We start from the raw sequence: 18,684 nt of genomic DNA, 5'->3' as shown, positions 1-18,684 counted from the left end.
GTTTTTTATCAGAAAAAAATATTTTGGATAATGATCCAAATCAAGGAGAAAAGATGATAACTTTATAAAGTGATTAGTGCAATGAAGGAGTGGGCTATTTCCACTCAATGTGTCTTTTTTTCCTCTATTTTTTTAATAGAATCCGGCATTTCCTATGGAATAAAGACTTTTTGCACTAGAGTAAGTGCAATCATTTCATATTGTTGAAGAAGAAATTAATCACTATAGTTAAACGTGTAAGGAGAGAGCATGATGCAACAGATGACGAAACGACAGATTCAAGTATTGCTTCAATTACTTGAAGATTCACAACCAAGAACCACGAAAGAGTTGGCTGATCAGCAGAATGTAAGCGTACGCACAATTAAGTATGACTTAGAAAACATTCGTTTGTGGCTTCAGGAAAGAAATCAAGAGTTAGCGAGCAAAAGAAGCCAAGGTGTTTGGTTGACGCTGAGTGATTCTGAACGAATCAAGCTGAAAAGTGAGCTGATGGATGTTGATCGCCTAGAGCTGTATGCGGATCAAACCTTGCGTTTGGATCGGCTGAGTATCTACTTGATGCTGACAAATCAGGCAATTACCTCTTTTGAATTAGCGGAACGTTTGATGGTCAGTAAGGATACGATTCTGAATGATTTAGAGTTTTTAGAGCAGCGGTTATCAGAGCAGGGAATGACGCTTGAACGATTACCGCGGAAAGGTTTTTTGATCACTGGTCCAGAGCATCAAGTCCGATTGTTAATCGAAGAGGTGCTGCAAAAGGATTTGACGGATTATGACATCTACAAAATCATGGATCTGCTTTTGCAAAGTGAAAAGCAAGAAGGCTATGAGCTGTATTCAGCTAAGGGGACAGCGTTTCAAGAAGTTTTTAATCAAGTCCTTGCAGATATGCGGCAGCTGTTGAAGCAGATTGATACCGCGGAATTGAATTATGCAGAGTTGCTGAACATGTTGATTCGCGTGGCGATCGCTACAGTCCGATTGCAAAACGAGTACACGATCGGTCGTTATCAGTTGCTGAATGATCCAAAAGAGCAGCAGGAACTCTCTTACTTATTGATGCAGCAAGTTTTTGCACATTATCAGCTGCCCTTATTCGAAGATGAATATCGCTATATTTACAGCGATACCTTTGAAAATGATCTGCAGCAGGATGTCATGACTCTGACGGAGAATCTGATTCAGAAGGTGAGTAAAAAGATTCACTATCCTTTTTTTAATGATCCGCAGCTGTTGACGAATCTATATGCGCATTTATCGATGCGGTTATCCCGCAAACAGAAATTCGTGAATGAGTATAACCCGTTTAAGGATGATATCAAGGCGAAGTATCCCGAATTGTTCGCTGCCATTGAAAAAGTTGTACGGCGAGAGATACAAGGGAAAAGCTTGCTAATTAATGATTCCTTTATTGCCTACATCGCGTTGCACTTTCTCGTTTCTTACGAAAAGGCGGCCGATCTGCGGAGTGTTCGGGCGGTCTATGTTTGTTCGACGGGCTTAGGGGTGACCAGTTTGATCAAGCAAAAAATTTCGGAGGAGCTCTCGAATATCGAGATTGCGGCTTTTGCTTCAGTACTAAATGCCCAGGAGATCATTAAGCAAAAAGAACCGGAGTTAGTCATCAGTATTTTTCCAATTGAAGGAATGACGTGTGAATTCGTCAAAGTACATCCACTGCCAACAAAACAGGATTTGGAGAAAATCCAACAAGCAGTCAAAAAAATCCTGAATCACTCACCGCAACAAGGCAGCAGAAAATTGAGATTAGAACCGGCAGGAAATAGAACCTCATTAGAAGATTTCAGTAAGGAATTAATATTGCAAGCGTATACCATTTACGAGAAATTGTTGCTGCTATTTCAAGAGCAGTTGAATCAAGATTATCGTGAAGCCTTCTTACTGCATGTCTTTTTAATGGTTCATCGGATTACCTTTGATCAGCAATATATGATGGAAGGAAACAAGACAGATGAAGCGTTCATTGCTTCTACGTCATACAACAAACAGATAGAGCAGCTGTTTGCCGAACACAATCTAGCGATTAATCAATCAGAAATCAATGCTCTATTTGCTTATATCAAAGGAGGAAGTCAATGACCGTGACTGGAGAGGCATTACAAATCATTTCAACCAGTGAGCATCAAAAAGAACTAGAAGAATTAATCGATTGGTTGAAGCAGGAACTTATTATAGCGAAAATCGAACCGACTGAACTACAGTGGACAATCTTGATCAATCATTTAAATGAAATGTTAAAGCGTTCGAAGGAGCAAGAAACGATTCCAGAAGTGGACCCAGAAATGTTCAGTGAAGTGTCAAAAGAAGCGTTGCATTTAGCAGATGGTGTCGTGAAGAAAATCGGCCATTTATCGCAAGACGAGATGTATGTGTTATCTATTCATTTTGAAACAGCCAAACAAAATTAATTATAGGGGGAAAAATAAATGATCACAGTAGTAATTGCAGACCGAATGGGTAAAGGACAAAACGTAGCAAAAGGTGTCGAAGCAGCAGGCGGAAGAGCAGTCGTTGTTCCAGGGATGGGCGCTGATATGCGGTTGGGTGATGTGATGCAGCAGGAAAATGCGGATATGGGGATTTCATTCTGTGGCAGCGGCGGAGCAGGCGCACTGACAGCTTCAACTAAATATGGCTATCCAGAACGCCACGGTATGCGATCCATTGAAGAAGGCGTCACTGCAATCAATGATGGCAAAACAGTTTTAGGTTTCGGCTTTATGGATGTGGAAGAATTAGGCAAACGTCTAGTGGAAGCTTTTGAAAAGAAACACAATTAGGGAGATGAGTAAATGAGTATTCAAGATTGCCAACAAGTCATCGTGACAGTCGAAGGCAAAGGCGATTCCAAACAGCATGCATTTGCCAGTGCCTTAGGAGATATCCAGAAGAAAATGATGCAGGAATCCGAGGTCATTTTACGCATTGAACCGATCGAAGTAGAAGTCATTAAGGCAGTTGAAAAGACCTATAAGGAACGCTTCCTCTTTTTCTTCTTTCCAAGAAAAAGAACGAGCTATCATGTGGAGTTGGAAGTGACAGTTAATGTAACAACCCTTCAAGTCAATGAAGTGGCATTTGCACAGGAAGCAACAGATGATCCTGATGGCATTCAACTACCAGTTATTTCCAAGAAAATATAAATAAAGGGAGGAAAAAAATAGTGGAGTTTACAGTTATCTTAATTAAATCAATCATCATTGGCGGCTTACTGGGCTTTTCTGCCTCAATGGGCGCGGCGCGTATGTTCCATGCCCCAAGTACACAAGGGTTGGGTGCCTTTCGTACCTTGGGAGAAATGAATGCGTGTATGGGAGACCCTGCGTCGCATTTCTCATTTGGACTCGGCTTTTTCTTTAATGCTTGGGCTTCAACGGTTGGAGCAGGAGCATTTACTCAGGATGTGACGCATCGAATCATTCCCAATTGGGCAGCTTCGGTCTTATTAGCGAAAAATAAAAATGTTTCAGAAACGATGCATGATCCGAGAAAAATGGGCTTCGTGGGTGCTGTTGTCGGTGCACTTGTTGTTGCTTTCTTAAATTCAACTGCAGCAGCGATTCCAGAAGCACTACAAGTAACTGCCGTAGCCGTATTGGTTCCAGCAGCAACAACTTTGATTAATGTCGTTATGCCAGTCATTTTCTGGTTGGCAGCGTTAGATGCAGGGAAACGCACAGGATTCTGGGGAACGCTATTTGGCGGAATCGCTCAATTGATCATGGGAAATGCCGTTCCTGGTGTTGTATTAGGGATTTTGATCGGTAAAGGCGTCGACGAGATCGGCTGGTCAAAAGTAACGAAGATGATGATGGGAGCAATTATCCTGCTATTCGTCTTGAGTGGCTTCTTCCGCGGCTTCGATCTGCAAGTCTTAGAAAGCTTCAAATTACAAGCACCAAACTGGTTGGAAAACATCCATAAAATGCTTGGGTTGAGCTAGGGGCAATTTTAATTTAGTGGTTAGTTGAAAAAGTTGTTGGATAGCGTATTAACTAGATAAAGCGGTTTGAATATGTGATGAGAAAAATACTTTTTTTGAAAAGTAATTCATTATAGGAGGGAAACAAATGGATAACACTGAGGAATTGGAGAGAGAACAAGTGATGCTATCTGAAGAGAAAAAAGCGAAAAGTTTCTGGTATGCAGATTGGGCGTTTCCAATCACTGTGGGAATTATGGCGGCAGCGGTTTTCGCTGGAACGCATATGTATGTGGTACACGGAGTAGGTGCATTTAATGAAGTATCTATCGTGGCGATGTTGAAGGCTGGGCTAGATGGCGGTTCTTATGGTGCAGCTGCAGCATTTGGTGCAAGTTTCTTGTTTGCCCGGATTTTAGAAGGATCGCTGGTAGGAATTCTGGATTTAGGCGGCTCTATTTTGACAGGAATCGGTATTGGAATTCCTGCGATTTTCTTAAGTATGGGAATTCGCGCACCAATTGATAACTTTGCCTTGTCATTACTAACTGGTGCTGTTCTAGGCTTGTTAGTCGGCGGCGTGATTATTTTGATTCGTAAGTTCACAATCAATCAAGCGAACTCGACTTTTGGTGCGGATGTCATGATGGGGGCCGGCAATTCATCTGGACGCTTCTTAGGTCCATTAATTATCTTGAGTGCCTGTGGTGCATCAATTCCGATCGGGATCGGCGCAACGTTGGGAGCATTAGGGTTTTATGCGTGGAAGAAACCTGTAGCTGGTGGCGCGATTCTTGGAGCGATGGTACTTGGTACAATCTTCCCGGTCGCTTTGCAGTAGAAAGAAGGCTAGAGGATGTTTGACTTATTAATCAAAAATGGCAAGCAAATCAATGGCGAAAGGGTCGAAGTCGCGATCAAAGACGGTGTGATTTTAAATGTAGATACGACAATTGAGGCAGCAGCGGAAAAAGTGATCGACTTAGCAGGAGCGCATTATTTGTCTGCCGGCTGGATCGACGATCATGTGCATTGCTATGAAAAAATGACTCTGTACTATGATTACCCTGATGAAATCGGTGTGAAAAAAGGGGTCACTACGGTAATTGATGCAGGAACGACAGGGGCGGAAAACATTGGTGACTTTTATGAACTGACTAAACAAGTGAAAACCAATGTTTATGCGCTCATCAATATTTCAAAATGGGGCATTGTTGAACAAGACGAATTAGCTGATTTGACGAAGATTCAAGCTGATCTTGTCCATGATCGACTGAAGGAGCTTCCGCAATTTATCGTAGGGATCAAGGCGCGAATGAGTAAGACGGTTATTGGTGAAAATGGGATTACACCGCTGGAATTAGCCAAAAATATTCAGCGGGAAAATCAAAACCTACCATTAATGATCCATATTGGGTCGGCACCGCCAGAGCTGAAAGAAATTTTAGCGGTATTGGAGGAAGGTGACATATTGACTCATTGCTTTAATGGGAAGCCAAATGGAATTTTAGACAAGGAAACGGATCAAATCAAGGATTTTGCCAAAGCAGGGTATGAAAAAGGGATTGTCTTTGATATTGGTCATGGTACGGATAGCTTTAACTTCCATGTTGCCGAGGTCGCGCTAAACGCAGGTATCAAAGCCACATCAATTAGTACTGACATCTACCATCGCAATCGCGAGAATGGCCCAGTCTACGATTTGGCAACAACAATGGAAAAACTTCGAGTAGTAGGCTACTCATGGGAAGAGATTCTGGACAAAGTGACCAGTGTTCCTGCAAAATACTTCGATTTAGAGAAAAAAGGTAGATTAGCTGCAGGATTTGACGCTGATTTAACCATTTTTGATGTATCGAACGGTGAAAAAATACTGACAGATTCAAATGGCTATACTCGAACAGCAAAAGAGCTAATTAAACCTGTGAAAACAATTATTGGAGGCGCCATCTATGACAATTAGTTATGACAAATTTGGCTTAAAGGAAGTCATCAACGCTTCCGGGAAAATGACGATTTTAGGCGTATCAAAAGTGTCAGAAAATGTCTTAGCTGCGCAACGTTTTGGCGGACAACATTTCTTTGAGATGAGTGAGCTGTTTGTACAAACTGGGGCCTACTTGGCAAAACTCTTGGAAGTAGAAGATGCTCAGATCGTATCTTCAGCCTCCGCGGGTATCGCACAATCTGTTGCGGCAATTATTGGACAGGGGAGTATGTACCATACGTATCATCCCTATACCGAACACATTAAGAAAAGAGAGATTGTGTTACCAAAAGGGCACAATGTCGACTACGGAACGCCGGTGGAGATCATGGTCAGTCTAGGTGGTGGTCAGATTGTTGAAGCGGGTTATGCCAATGGCTGTTCACCTGAACAACTAGAAATGATGATTACCGAAAATACTGCGGCAGTCCTTTACATTAAGAGCCATCATACAGTCCAAAAAAGCATGCTGACGGTTGCTGATGCTGCGGCAGTTGCTAAGAAACATCAAATCCCCTTAATTGTTGATGCCGCTGCGGAAGAGGACCTATATAAATACAGTAAAGCTGGTGCAGATCTGGTCATTTATTCAGGGGCAAAAGCCATTGAAGGACCTAGCAGCGGTTTGGTAATTGGTAAAAAGAACCATATAGAATGGGTACGTCTCCAGGGTAAAGGGATCGGTCGGGCCATGAAGATCGGAAAAGAGAATATCCTAGGCTTCACTCAAGCTTTGGAAGATCGTTTGCAAAATGGCAGCGAATCAGGCGAGTCGATGAAGCAACGCTTAAAGTCGTTTATCGATGAGCTCAATAAAATTGATGGACTCGAGGCCAAAATCGTTCAAGATGGTGCAGGAAGAGACATTTATCGTGCCAGTGTAAAGGTACAAAGTAAATCGGCTGTGGATGTGATCAACGAACTAAAGTTAGAAAGTCCCGCCATCTATACCCGAGAATATCAAGCCAATAATGGCATTATCGAGTTTGATATCCGCTCTGTAAATGAGCAAGAATTAGGAAGTATCATTACACGGCTAAAAGAAATCATGTAAGGATATCAGACCAAATTATAACTAGAAGGAGAAAATCTAAATGTCATTAACCCCAAAGTATTATCAAGATCGTGTGTGTTTAAATGTTTTGGCAAATTCTGTCGAAAATGCGCGTGCTTGTTATGAAGCAGCAGAAGGACACGTTGTCTTAGGAGTACTGTCTAAAAATTACGCCAGTGATGAGGCAGCAATTGAGGATATGAAAAAGTATCAGGAAGCAACAGAGAACGCCTTATCAGTCGGCCTTGGTGCCGGCGATCCTAACCAGAGTCAAATGGTTTCACGGATTTCTGGTGTGTTGCAGCCGCAGCATGTGAATCAGGTCTTTACTGGTGTCGGGACTTCTCGCGCTTTGCTGGGACAGACTGAGACGGTAATCAATGGACTGGTTTCCCCGTGTGGTAAAGTCGGCTATGTGAACATCGCGACAGGACCGCTAAGTTCTCAAACAACAGAGGCCATCGTACCTATTGAGACAGCGATCGCTCTATTAAAAGACATGGGTGGAAGCTCGGTCAAGTATTTCCCAATGAAGGGTCTTGCTCATAAAGAAGAATACGAGGCAGTCGCAAAAGCCTGTGCAGAAAATGATTTCTATTTAGAACCAACAGGCGGGATTGACCTGGATAATTTCCAAGCGATCGTTAAAATTGCCCTTGAAGCTGGGGTAACGAAAGTAATTCCTCATGTTTACAGTTCAATCATTGATTCTGAAACTGGGGATACACGACCAGAAGATGTGAAAGCTTTGTTAGATATGGTAAAAAACCTCCTATAGATAGATCAGAAGAGCATGGCTGCGGCGATGCTCTTCGCTGTTTTTATTTCTGCATAAAAGTGATAACTACGGTTGAAGAATAGCCGACAATGATTTGACAGCGCTTCAAAAATGAGGTAAGTTAGTAGACAACTTGAAGAACAAAATTATAGTTGTTCTTATCAGGGCTGAGAAAACAAGAAACAATTTTTTTTCGTGCGATTAGTGAATTCGTGCACAAACGAAACAGAGTAGGAGGAAGCGGAATGATTGAAACTTTTGTATTTTCAAGTGAGAGTATTTTTTTACGGGAAGAAGATCAAACGAAAGTTCATCAATTACTAGATTATCTGAAAAGTCGCAAACAACAAATTGGCATGGTTTTCTATGATCAAGCGATGATGAATCAGGTTTTGTTGGAACATCACTTAGCAGATTATTTAGATTTTTCTATTAATGGTGAAAAAGCTGGAACGGTTCCTCATGGGTTAGTCGATTTTTTACAGGTGGAGCTGACTCATCAAAAGGTCAATTTCATTTCGAATTCTCTAGAACAGCTAGAAGAAGCAAAAAAGCTAGGCTTCAAACCACTCTATATTGCAGAAGACTGTGATAAAGCTAAGGCGCCATGTCAATCCTTTAGAGATTTCAATCAATTGCATTTAGGAGTCATCGAAAGTCGGTTTGAGAAGTTAATGTAACCCTTAAATAAATAGTGACTCAAGAGTCTTTGACAGTTTTTTAAAAGTTGACTGTCAAAGGCTCTTGTTTTGTTATTTCGAGTAGGATGTTTTAGTCATAAAGTGAGTGATAAAATAATTCAGTTTTTTTAGATTAGAAACGCTCATCATAATTTCATAATAAAGTTAATGATTTTGGGATAATGCCGATGAGAGTTATGGTTGCTGGATTTTCAAAAAGAGTCGTTAAAACTTTATATTGACAATCTTTTGTCAACTGGTATAATCAAAAAATAAAATATTTTTCGAATATTCTGAATAAATACACAGAGACTGGGCGATTTTAAAATTAGAATCTACAGTTATTTTTTAACCATAATTTAAAATTTTAAAAGTAGGGAGTTAATTATTTTATGGAGAAAGAACTGCTACGGGTCGAAGAGCTTACGGTCAAATTTCGTACCTATAACGGAGAAGTAACTGCCGTAAATAATTTAGAGCTTCTATTAAATGAAAATGAAACATTAGGGATCGTTGGGGAAAGTGGCAGCGGGAAGAGTGTAACGTCTTTGAGCATTATGGGGCTATTAGATGAAGCAACCAGTACAGTCACTGGAAAAGCTGTGTTTAGAGGAACCGACCTAATCGCTATGAAAGAAAAGGAGAAGCAGCATTTTAGGGGCAATCATTTGGCGATGATTTTCCAAGAGCCGATGACTTCTTTGAATCCGCTTCATAAATGTGGGAAACAGATTATCGAATCGATGTTGATCCATACGGATATTTCAAAAACCGAGGCAAAAGAAAAAGCGATTGACCTGCTGAAGCTAGTTGGTATTCCTGCGCCGGAACAACGTTTCAATGAATATCCTCATCAAATGTCTGGTGGGATGCGGCAACGGGTAATGATCGCGATGGCGCTTGCTTGTGATCCTCAGCTGTTGATTGCGGATGAGCCGACTACAGCATTAGATGTAACGATTCAAGCCCAGATTTTAGAAGTATTGAAAGAATTAAAAGAACGACTCAAGATGGGGATTATTTTGATTACTCATGATTTAGGCGTGGTATCGGAAATCTGCGATCGAGTCATCGTGATGTATACCGGGAAGGTTGTTGAACAAGGATTGATTCGTGAAATATTGGACAATCCTAAGCATCCTTATACCGAAGGGTTGATTGCGGCGATTCCGAATATCAATGATAAAAAAGGGAAGTTGAGCAGTATCGAAGGCATGGTTCCTCAGTTAAATGAGATGCCTAAAGGCTGTAGCTTTCATCCTCGCTGCCCCTATGCGATGGCTATTTGTAAGGAAAAACGTCCAGCAATCGCAACGATTGAAAATGGACGCAAAGTCCGTTGCTTTAAGTATTCAACGGAAGAAGAGACCGAGGTGACGACGTAGATGATGACGCAAGAACCGATTATTCAAATGGAACACGTCAAACAATATTTCGAGATCCGCGACAGTAAAGGTAAAAAGGGAACATTGAAGGCTGTTGATGATGTATCGTTGACGGTTAGAAAAGGGGAAACATTTGGAATCGTAGGCGAAAGTGGTTGTGGAAAAAGTACGCTAGGCAAAACGATGTTGAACCTTGGGGCAATCACGGATGGAACGATCATTATTGACGGACAAGATGTCAGCGCCTTCAAGAATCGCAAGGAAAAGGTAGCGTTTGGTTCAAAGGTCCAGCTTGTGTTTCAAGATCCGTCGGCATGTCTGAATCCGCGGAACAAAATCAGCGGTATTTTGGCAGAGCCCTTCCAGATACACCATAAGAAAGATATGACGAAAGCAGAGATTGAAGCGGAGATCGATCGTTTATTAACGATGGTTGGGTTAGCACCAGAGTATAAACATCGCTATCCTCATGAGATGTCTGGAGGACAAAAGCAGCGAATCGGGATTGCTCGGGCATTGGCATTGAAGCCGGATATCATTATCTGTGATGAGCCTGTTTCAGCTCTGGATGTATCTATTCAGGCACAGGTCATCAATTTGTTGGTAGAGCTGCAAAAGCAGATGAATCTGACCTATTTCTTCATTTCTCATGATTTAGGAGTGGTTTATCATCTGTGCGATCGGATAGCCGTGATGTATTTGGGAAACATCGTAGAGTTGGCAGATCGGGATGCTTTATACAATGACACGCTGCATCCTTATACCAAAGCCTTGATTTCAGCAGCACCAACGATCGATAAAGAAAAAATCGAACGGATCGTATTGACTGGCGATGTGCCAAGTCCAGCGAATCCGCCTAAGGGCTGTAAGTTCCATACCCGCTGTCCTTTCGCGATGGAGAAATGTAAAACTGAGGTACCTGAATTATTGGAAGTAAAAGGCAATCATTTTGTGGCTTGCCATTTACATAATAAAGAGGAATAACTTTTAGTAAACACAAGGAGGAGTAAGGAGTATGAAAAAAAGGAAGATGTTGTGGAGCGTCATTTGTCTGGCAATGCTGACACTCGCTGGTTGTGGCGGCGGTGGCGGTGGAAGTACAGACGGGTCAAGCGATGGTGGCGGCAGTAAAGATGGCGATAAGACATTAGTAGTTGGGATGGCATCTGATTTGAAGACTTTAGATCCTCATCACGGATATGAAGTGTACGGAAACATGGTCTATTATGCGATGTATGATTATTTGTATCGGACCTATGAATCCTCTACTCCAGAGCCTTCATTAGCGGAATCTCACGAAATGGATGATTCACAAAAAGTCCATACCTTCAAAATTAAAGAAGGCGTGAAATTCTCCAGTGGAAACGAATTGACTTCTAAAGACGTGAAGTTTAGTGTGATGCGGACCAAGAATCTGAAAAGTAATACGACCCATCATACGGAAAATGTGGAAAGTATTGAAACACCGGATGATTACACGGTGAAATTCACATTGAAGGAACCAGATGCAGCTTTCTTGGTGAAATTGGCCAACAATTCATTTGCCATCGTTGACTCAGAAGTTGTTAAAGAACATGGTGGGACAGATGCAGAGGATGCTTCTTCAAAAGACACAGCTGAAAAATGGCTGAATTCAAATTCAGCAGGTTCAGGTGCCTATGTCTTAGACAAATGGAAACAAAATGAAGAGCTTAGTTTAACGAAGAACAAGGGATACTGGGGCGAAGTGAAAAATGATAAAGTTATTTGTAAAGAAATCCCAGATGTAAACACACAGATTCAAATGTTGAAACAAGGCGATATCGATATTGCTTTAGGAATCGGCGTGGACAATGTGTCGCAATTAAAAGATCAAGAAGGCGTGAAGATCAAAAATTATGTCGGTTCAACAACGACATTCTTACTGATGAATCAAGATGAAAAGATTGGCGGCCCAATGGCGAACCCGAAAGTTCAAGAAGCGGTTCGTAGAGCAATCAATTATAAGGAATTACTGAAAATTTCAGGCGATAAATCTGTCTTGCCGTTAGACATTGTACCAAAAGGCTTCACCGGTGCTTTAGAAAAGGACGAAGATTATCAAGACCTTGATGAAGCGAAGAAATTGATGGAAGAAGCAGGCTACAAAGATGGCTTCGAAGTGAAATTCACAGTTGCCAATTTTGATACAGAAGGGATGTCTTGGACGACTCTCGGTCAAAAGATCAAAGATGATTTAGAGAAAATCGGTATCAATGCCAAGATTGAAACCTCTGAGATTGGGGTCGTAATTGATTCTTATCGTGAAGGAAAAGAAGCCTTCTTACTGATGCATTGGCATCCAGACTACATGGAGATTAACAATCAATTAGTGTTCTTACCAGACGACACAGTCGGCGAACGTGCGAATTGGACAGATACTTCGAATACGAAGATCGAAGAATTGAAGAAAACGATTCAAACAGAATCTGATGAAGACAAACGAGTAGCTGCATCAGAGGAATTACAAAAATTACTGGCGAACGACATGCCGTATGCGTTCTTAGTTCAGCATCCGAAAGTATTGGCATATCGTGACAACTTGAAGGGCGTTAACTATTACGAAGTACAAAAAATCAATTTCCAAGATGTCAGTATCAACTAACCAAAGAGCAAGGGGCAAAAGTGTATGAGGAATATGGCTAGATTTTTATTACGGCGCTTACTATTTGTCTGCTTTTTGATCATTGGGGTGACGTTCTTAGTATTCATGATCTCGCATCTCGTTCCCAGTGATCCAATTGCATCGAATATGAGTCCAAATGCGATGAGCGATCCTGCAGCAGTCGCGGCTTACAAAGCGCGCTGGGGTTTGGACAAGCCGCTAATGGAACAATATTTTATTTATCTAAGCAATTTGCTGCGGGGAGATTTAGGGACTTCGATTCGTACCGGCAATCCTGTTATCAGTGATTTGAAACAGTTTTTCCCTGCGACGTTGGAGCTATCGATCATGGCGATGCTGATCGCCGTTCTATTTGGGATCACATTTGGAATCATCTCAGCAGTCTATCGCAACAAGCCGTTTGATTATCTAGTTCGTACGATCTCAATCAGCGGGGTTTCGATCCCGAACTTCTGGTTCGCGCTAGTTATGCTGTTGTTGTTCTATTCCAAATGGCATTTGTTTCCTGGCGGCGGGCGAGTCAGTTCGCGGATTTCAGCACCAACCGGCGGGACGGGACTTTATGTCTGGGACGCTTTGACGAGCGGTAATTGGGCGCTATTCAATGACGCCCTTTCCCATTTGATTTTGCCTGCGATTGTTCTTGGCTTCTTCACGATGGGGCTGATTTCACGGCAGACACGCTCGAATCTTTTGGAAGTTTCTTCATTAGACTATATCCGAACAGCAAAAGCCAAAGGATTATCCCAACGGCAGATCGTCTTGCGCCATGCGTTAGGCAATGCGCTGATTCCGGTGATCACTGTTATGGGGATGGGCTTTAGTAACCTGTTAGGCGGAATGGTCTTTGTGGAAAAAATCTTTTCGTGGCCAGGAATTGGACAATATGCGTATTTGTCCGCTACGACATTAGATTTTCCAGCAATCTGTGGTGTTTCATTATTGATCGCGATGGTCAACGTGATACTGAATCTGGTGATTGACATTCTTTATGGGGTCATTGATCCGAGAGTGAGGTACGGCTAATGAAACGACTACTAAAACAAAAAAACTTTTTATTTAAATTGGGAATTGTAATTTGTGCATTATGGGTGATCATTGCAGTTCTTGCACCAGTGATTGTGCCGCAGAATCCTCTGGCACAGGATATGATGGAGCGGTTCTTACCGCCAGGCGCATCGGGGCATTTTTTAGGAACGGATGAACTGGGTCGTGATGTGTTCTCTCGTGTCTTGATGGGGAGTCGTGTGTCAATCACCGCAGGGCTGGTAACGGTCTGTATTACGATCGTCATCGGAACCATTTACGGCGGTATTGCTGGCTATGTCGGCGGCATCATCGATGATATCATGATGCGTTTTGCGGAATTGATTGCCGCATTTCCACCATTAATTTTGGCAATGGTAATCGCTGCCGCATTAGGTCCAAGTATCTTTAACTCGGTACTGGCGATGACAATCATTTGGTGGCCTAATTATGCGCGACTGATGCGAAGTCTCGTGATTACGTTGAAGGAAAATGAGTACATTGTTGCCTCAAAAGTCTTGGGAGCAAGTCATTTACGCATCCTAGTCAAAGAAATTGTGCCAAACGCATTGGGCTCGCTTTTAGTCATGGCGACGCTTGATATCGGGAATGCGATCGTCACCTTCTCAGGATTGAGCTTTTTAGGTTTAGGAACGCAACCGCCAACACCTGAATGGGGCTCAATGGTATCTGATGGTGTCAGTAATATGAATTATTGGTGGATATCTACTTTTCCAGGAATCGCGATTTTCTCCATGTCGATCGGCGCTAACTTCGTTGGTGATGGATTACGTGATTATCTTGATCCAAAAATCAAAAATAAATAATTCAAGAAGTCTGTCTTATGTTTTTCATAGGACAGGCTTTTTAGCGTGAAGAGTTAAAGAATTTGGCTATACGGATTCGTAGGTATGATGAAAATACATTCTATTATAGTAACCAAGCTGAGAAATCCCTAAAAAAGTAAAGAAGCCGTTCAGCAATAATGTTTAAAAATTATAAATCACATATTCTTTTCTAAAAGAAATTATTTTATAAATGAAATATGATAAACTAATTATTGAATGAAACACAGGTATTCGAAAGGGAGAAGGTGAAGGATTTGGGCAAACACACGGATCCAAATGAAAAATCTAAAGGTAAATATGTCGTGGTCGGCCTGGCGGCGCTTCTATTGGCAGGCGGCGTTTATTTTGGGGTGACGCGCATTTTAAATACTACGGTTGAAAAGCCAAAGGAAACAGTCACTGCAAAAGAAAGCCAATCATCGTCAAAAGAAAAGCCTGACACAAGCAGTACAAAGAAGTCAGCTAAGAAAACAACGAAAAAGAGTTCCGAAACGAAAGATAAAAAGAAAAAAACAACGGAATCTTCAAAGAAAAAGACTAAGACCTCTAGTTCAAGTAAAAAGCAGGCAAGCGCTAAGAAAAAATCTGCTTCAAAGGCCAAAAAGAAAACAACGGTTAAGCTAGACGCTTCTGATTTAACGAAAAGCGCGGGGAAAGTCTATTACGATGTGCAATATTTAAAGAATAAGCAGGAGTTTTCTAGCAAGAATTCTGAACGAACAATCGCGGCAAATATCATCGAGCTTTTTATTATGGACTATGCTTTGGCACAGAAGGATGGCAGCAATCAAGTGATTGAGGACAAGCCATTGAATGAGTGGTTAACGCCAATGATCCAACAAAACGATATCAACGCTACGAATGTATTGATTGATCATTATGGAATGGGGAATATGAACAGCTATTTCAAGGAGCAAGGATACCCAGATACCTATATCGAGCGACGAATGGTGGATATCAATGTACGAAGCACGGATAAGGATAATTATACTTCCTTGAATGACTGTATGAAACTATTAAGAAAAATCTATGATGGCCGTGACCAAGAGCCGCAAAAAACGATGTTAGATATTTTGAAAGGCCAAGTGATTCGAACGAAGATTCCTGCAAAATTGCCGGACAACATCCCCGTAGCCAATATCACTGGCGAACAACAGAATGTTGAAAATGATATCGGGCTGGTTTTGACCGAAGAGAATCCATTTGCGATTGTCATACTAACGAACAATGTTTCGGATATCGTAAAAACTAGAACAGCAATTGCGGACTTTAGTTTGGCAGCGACGAAGATCAAACCTTGATTTTTTTCTGAAGGAACAAGCAAAAACAGCTCTAATTTGAAGCTGAGTTTCAATACAAAAAAGTTCTCGTCTTAAGCTTTTTAGACGAGAACTTTTTTGTCTATACAGATTATTTGTAACATGTTAGTCTTTTATTGGTAGTTAAAAATCACACGAATTAAAAAGTGGAGTGGAGAAGAAAATGACGAAGGAAGAATTTTTATCCATCATAAAAAATAGCTTAATTGTTTCCTGTCAAGCTTTACCAGGTGAACCATTATATAGCGAAAAAGGCGGAATCATGCCTTTAATGGCTTTAGCAGCAAAAGAAGGCGGCGCAGCAGCGATTCGGGCGAACTCTGTGCGAGATATCCGGGAGATCAAAGCTGTGGTGGACCTGCCGATGATCGGCTTGATCAAAAAACAATATCCGCCAGAGGAACCCTTTATTACTGCTAGTATGCAGGAAGTCGATGCGCTAGTAGAAACAGGTGTGGAGGTGATCGCCTTGGACTGTACCCTGCGTAAACATCACGATGGATTGACGATCAATCAATTCATTCAACAGATCAAGGAGAGATATCCTGATCAATTATTGATGGCGGACATCGCTACCTTTGAAGAAGGAATGAATGCTTTTGAAGCTGGTGCTGATTTTGTTGGGACGACATTAAGCGGGTACACAGCAGAGACAGCTACCCGAACAGCTCAGGGGCCAGATTATGAATTGATTGAAAAATTAGTCGAGGCCAATCTGCCTGTGATTGCTGAAGGACAGATCCATACACCGGAACAAGCGAAAAAGATTCAAGCCATGGGCGTGTGTGGGATCGTCGTAGGCGGCGCCATCACACGACCTAAGGAAATCACGGAACGCTTTGTAAAAGGACTAAAATAATTTCGACAAGTTAAATACAAACGGTAGACGAGCGCTAATTAAATGGGCGTTCGTCTATTTTTACTTCATAAAAAGACCGCAACATTGATGAAAAAATGTTTTCACTTCTCATTTATAATACTTATTTGACCAAGTTTGTGAGAGGTGATGAAGGATGGATGTGTTGGAGGAAGAACAAAAGGAATGGCAGGCGATTCGTAAGGAAATCGAGCAGAAGGAGTTCAGTCTTGAACAGGAAATGATTCATTTTACGAAGGAAACGCAGCAGTTTCATCAGTATTTGGTCGATTATAAGGGGGAGATCGATCCTCATGAGATGTTTATCAACTCGCGGCTGCTGGATCAGCAGCATTTGGCAGAATCGGTTAGTGGGAAACAATTGATTCGACTGGAAAAGCAAAAGAGTAATCCTTATTTTACACGGGTGGACTTTAGGTATGATGGCGAGTCGACCGCGGAGAAAATCTATGTCGGCCCATTTTCTTTTTCTACAAAGGAACAGGGCTTGCTGATTTATGATTGGCGGGCACCGATCGCCAGCATTTTTTATGATTACGATCTGGGAGAGGCACAATTTCAAACTCCGGCAGGTACTGCGACGGGTGAAATCCAACGGAAACGCCAGATCAAATTTAAAGGCGGGACGATCGACTATGTAGTGGAATCTGATACGACCGTTTTTGATGAGGTGTTGCAAAATGAGTTGCGCCAGCAAAAAGGCGGTCAGATGTCGACCATCATCAGTACGATCCAAAAGGAGCAGAACCAAGTGATTCGTGATAGCCGTTCAAAGGATATGATCATTCAGGGAGTCGCAGGTTCAGGCAAAACCTCGATTGCTTTGCATCGCATCGCTTTTTTACTGTATCATTTTCGCAATCGTATTACGTCTGATCAAGTAATGATCCTTTCACCCAATCGCACCTTCAGCATGTTTATCGCTCAAGTGCTGCCGGAGCTGGGGGAAGAACCAGTGACGGAATGGACGATCGATGAATTCGGCCAAAAACTTTCGGGAACAACCGAAGTGCCTTCCCGCTTTCAAGAGATCGAAACATTATACTTAGCTGATCAGCCGCAGCTAAGCAAACGAATCGGCTATCTTTCAACCAAGCGATGTGTGACGGACTTGAACGCCTATCTACGAGAAATTGAAAAATTTACACCGCAAACAATTACGATTGGCGACTATGATTATGACGCGGAATATATTTTGAAGCGTTATAAGGCATATCACAAGAAACCGATTTTCCAGCGTTTCCAGCTGATCGCCGAGGATATTTTGGAAAATCTGCGAGTTCGACCTTTTCAGCCAAAAAGAAAGCCAACCAGAAAACAGCTGTTCAATCGCTTGAAGAAGCTGTTCAACTATACGACCAGTACCAAACTTTATCATAATTTTTTGGCGAAACAGGGCTTCTCAACGAAAAGGGTATTGAGCTATTCAGATTTATTTCCGATCATCTATATCCGCTTATTTATTGAAGGGATGGATGAGTTCACTAAAATTCGCTACTTGATCATTGATGAGATGCAGGATTACACACCGATCCAATTTGAAGTGTTCAAAAAAATGTTTGCCTGTCCGGTTTTACTGATCGGGGATTTCACCCAATCTTTAACGACGATCAATGAGATGAGTTTAGCGGAGGTGCAGAATTATTTTCCGAAGGCTAAATCAATCTATCTCACGAAAAGCTACCGCTCGACTTATGAAATCATTTCCTGTGCGAAAAAAATAATCGATGATCAGACGATCGAACCGGTCTTGCGTCACGGTATGGAGCCAGAAAAACGAGTCGTACACTCTCAAGCGGAGGAAATTTCGGGTATACTAGAAATAGTAAAAGAGTTAAGGGGAAAAGGCTTAGCTACGATCGCCTTGATCACGAAGACTTTGGCGCGAGCAAAAGAATGGCAGGAATTATTGGAAGCACAAGGGATGACTTGCGAAGTCTTGGCGGATGAGTCAGCGAACTTGCAGGAGAATCTTTCCATTTGTCCTTTGGTTCAGTCGAAAGGATTGGAGTTCGATGCGGTGATCGTGGTTGATGCAGACGAAGCAACGTATCCTGGCTTATTAGGTAGACAACAACTATTTGTCGCCGCAACAAGAGCGATGCACGCGCTCTATTTTCTCCAAAGGAAGTGAGAC

General features: G+C 41.9%; 18 protein-coding genes. All 18 read left to right on the top strand.

Going from position 1 to position 18,684, the window contains the following annotated elements; all coding sequences use genetic code 11:
* Positions 1–252: 252 nt before the first annotated feature.
* The 18 genes from IGI44_RS13240 (at position 253) to IGI44_RS13155 (ending at position 18,681) form a co-directional block, all read left to right on the top strand.
* Positions 253–2,106, top strand: a complete 1,854-nt coding sequence (locus IGI44_RS13240) for a BglG family transcription antiterminator (RefSeq protein WP_438789000.1) — start codon at positions 253–255, stop codon at positions 2,104–2,106.
* Positions 2,103–2,435 carry a PRD domain-containing protein gene (locus IGI44_RS13235; protein WP_438788191.1) on the top strand — a complete coding sequence of 111 codons (333 nt, stop codon included), beginning with the start codon at positions 2,103–2,105 and terminating at the stop codon, positions 2,433–2,435. The genes IGI44_RS13240 and IGI44_RS13235 overlap by 4 nt, the downstream gene beginning before the upstream one ends.
* 18 nt (positions 2,436–2,453) lie before the next feature.
* The gene (locus tag IGI44_RS13230) at positions 2,454–2,807 is read left to right on the top strand and encodes a glycine-rich SFCGS family protein (RefSeq protein WP_438781956.1); all 354 of its coding nucleotides are present in this window, start codon (positions 2,454–2,456) and stop codon (positions 2,805–2,807) included.
* Between the two features lie 12 nt (positions 2,808–2,819).
* Positions 2,820–3,170, top strand: coding sequence for a DUF4312 family protein (locus IGI44_RS13225; protein WP_438781957.1), 351 nt, complete (start codon positions 2,820–2,822; stop codon positions 3,168–3,170).
* 20 nt (positions 3,171–3,190) lie between these two features.
* Positions 3,191–3,970 (top strand): DUF4311 domain-containing protein, encoded by a 780-nt coding sequence (locus IGI44_RS13220; RefSeq protein ID WP_016181015.1) that lies wholly within the window; start codon positions 3,191–3,193, stop codon positions 3,968–3,970.
* A 127-nt stretch (positions 3,971–4,097) separates the two neighbouring features.
* Positions 4,098–4,790: a DUF4310 family protein gene (locus tag IGI44_RS13215; protein WP_438788189.1), complete on the top strand. Its 693-nt coding sequence runs from the start codon at positions 4,098–4,100 to the stop codon at positions 4,788–4,790.
* A gap of 15 nt (positions 4,791–4,805) precedes the next feature.
* The gene (locus IGI44_RS13210) at positions 4,806–5,912 is read left to right on the top strand and encodes an amidohydrolase/deacetylase family metallohydrolase (protein ID WP_438788188.1); all 1,107 of its coding nucleotides are present in this window, start codon (positions 4,806–4,808) and stop codon (positions 5,910–5,912) included.
* Positions 5,902–6,990: a DgaE family pyridoxal phosphate-dependent ammonia lyase gene (locus IGI44_RS13205; protein WP_438788187.1), complete on the top strand. Its 1,089-nt coding sequence runs from the start codon at positions 5,902–5,904 to the stop codon at positions 6,988–6,990. The genes IGI44_RS13210 and IGI44_RS13205 overlap by 11 nt, the downstream gene beginning before the upstream one ends.
* Positions 6,991–7,030: 40 nt before the next feature.
* On the top strand, positions 7,031–7,768 hold the full coding sequence (dagF, locus tag IGI44_RS13200) for a 2-dehydro-3-deoxy-phosphogluconate aldolase (protein ID WP_438788185.1): 738 nt from the start codon (positions 7,031–7,033) through the stop codon (positions 7,766–7,768).
* Positions 7,769–8,013: 245 nt separating this feature from the next.
* Positions 8,014–8,448, top strand: a complete 435-nt coding sequence (locus IGI44_RS13195; RefSeq protein WP_438788184.1) for a hypothetical protein — start codon at positions 8,014–8,016, stop codon at positions 8,446–8,448.
* A 392-nt stretch (positions 8,449–8,840) separates the two neighbouring features.
* Positions 8,841–9,833, top strand: coding sequence for an ABC transporter ATP-binding protein (locus IGI44_RS13190; RefSeq protein ID WP_438788183.1), 993 nt, complete (start codon positions 8,841–8,843; stop codon positions 9,831–9,833).
* Entirely contained in the window at positions 9,834–10,817 is a 984-nt protein-coding gene (locus tag IGI44_RS13185) for an ABC transporter ATP-binding protein (RefSeq protein WP_438788182.1), read from the top strand.
* A 31-nt stretch (positions 10,818–10,848) separates the two neighbouring features.
* Positions 10,849–12,456: an ABC transporter substrate-binding protein gene (locus IGI44_RS13180; protein ID WP_438788181.1), complete on the top strand. Its 1,608-nt coding sequence runs from the start codon at positions 10,849–10,851 to the stop codon at positions 12,454–12,456.
* A 24-nt stretch (positions 12,457–12,480) separates the two neighbouring features.
* Positions 12,481–13,503, top strand: coding sequence for an ABC transporter permease (locus IGI44_RS13175; RefSeq protein ID WP_438788179.1), 1,023 nt, complete (start codon positions 12,481–12,483; stop codon positions 13,501–13,503).
* Positions 13,503–14,330 (top strand): ABC transporter permease, encoded by an 828-nt coding sequence (locus IGI44_RS13170; protein ID WP_438788178.1) that lies wholly within the window; start codon positions 13,503–13,505, stop codon positions 14,328–14,330. The genes IGI44_RS13175 and IGI44_RS13170 overlap by 1 nt, the downstream gene beginning before the upstream one ends.
* Positions 14,331–14,605: 275 nt before the next feature.
* Complete coding sequence (locus IGI44_RS13165; RefSeq protein ID WP_438788176.1) at positions 14,606–15,652, top strand: serine hydrolase; 1,047 nt, start codon at positions 14,606–14,608, stop codon at positions 15,650–15,652.
* Positions 15,653–15,833: 181 nt separating this feature from the next.
* The gene (locus IGI44_RS13160; protein WP_438788175.1) at positions 15,834–16,529 is read left to right on the top strand and encodes an N-acetylmannosamine-6-phosphate 2-epimerase; all 696 of its coding nucleotides are present in this window, start codon (positions 15,834–15,836) and stop codon (positions 16,527–16,529) included.
* A 154-nt stretch (positions 16,530–16,683) separates the two neighbouring features.
* The gene (locus tag IGI44_RS13155; RefSeq protein WP_438788174.1) at positions 16,684–18,681 is read left to right on the top strand and encodes a HelD family protein; all 1,998 of its coding nucleotides are present in this window, start codon (positions 16,684–16,686) and stop codon (positions 18,679–18,681) included.
* Positions 18,682–18,684 lie beyond the last annotated feature (3 nt).

Origin of the sequence: Enterococcus sp. DIV0756 (assembly GCF_051710745.1) — a bacterium.
Lineage (GTDB): Bacteria > Bacillota > Bacilli > Lactobacillales > Enterococcaceae > Enterococcus_A.
Note: the sequence above shows the minus strand (reverse complement) of the source record. Positions and strands in the feature narration are given on the sequence as shown.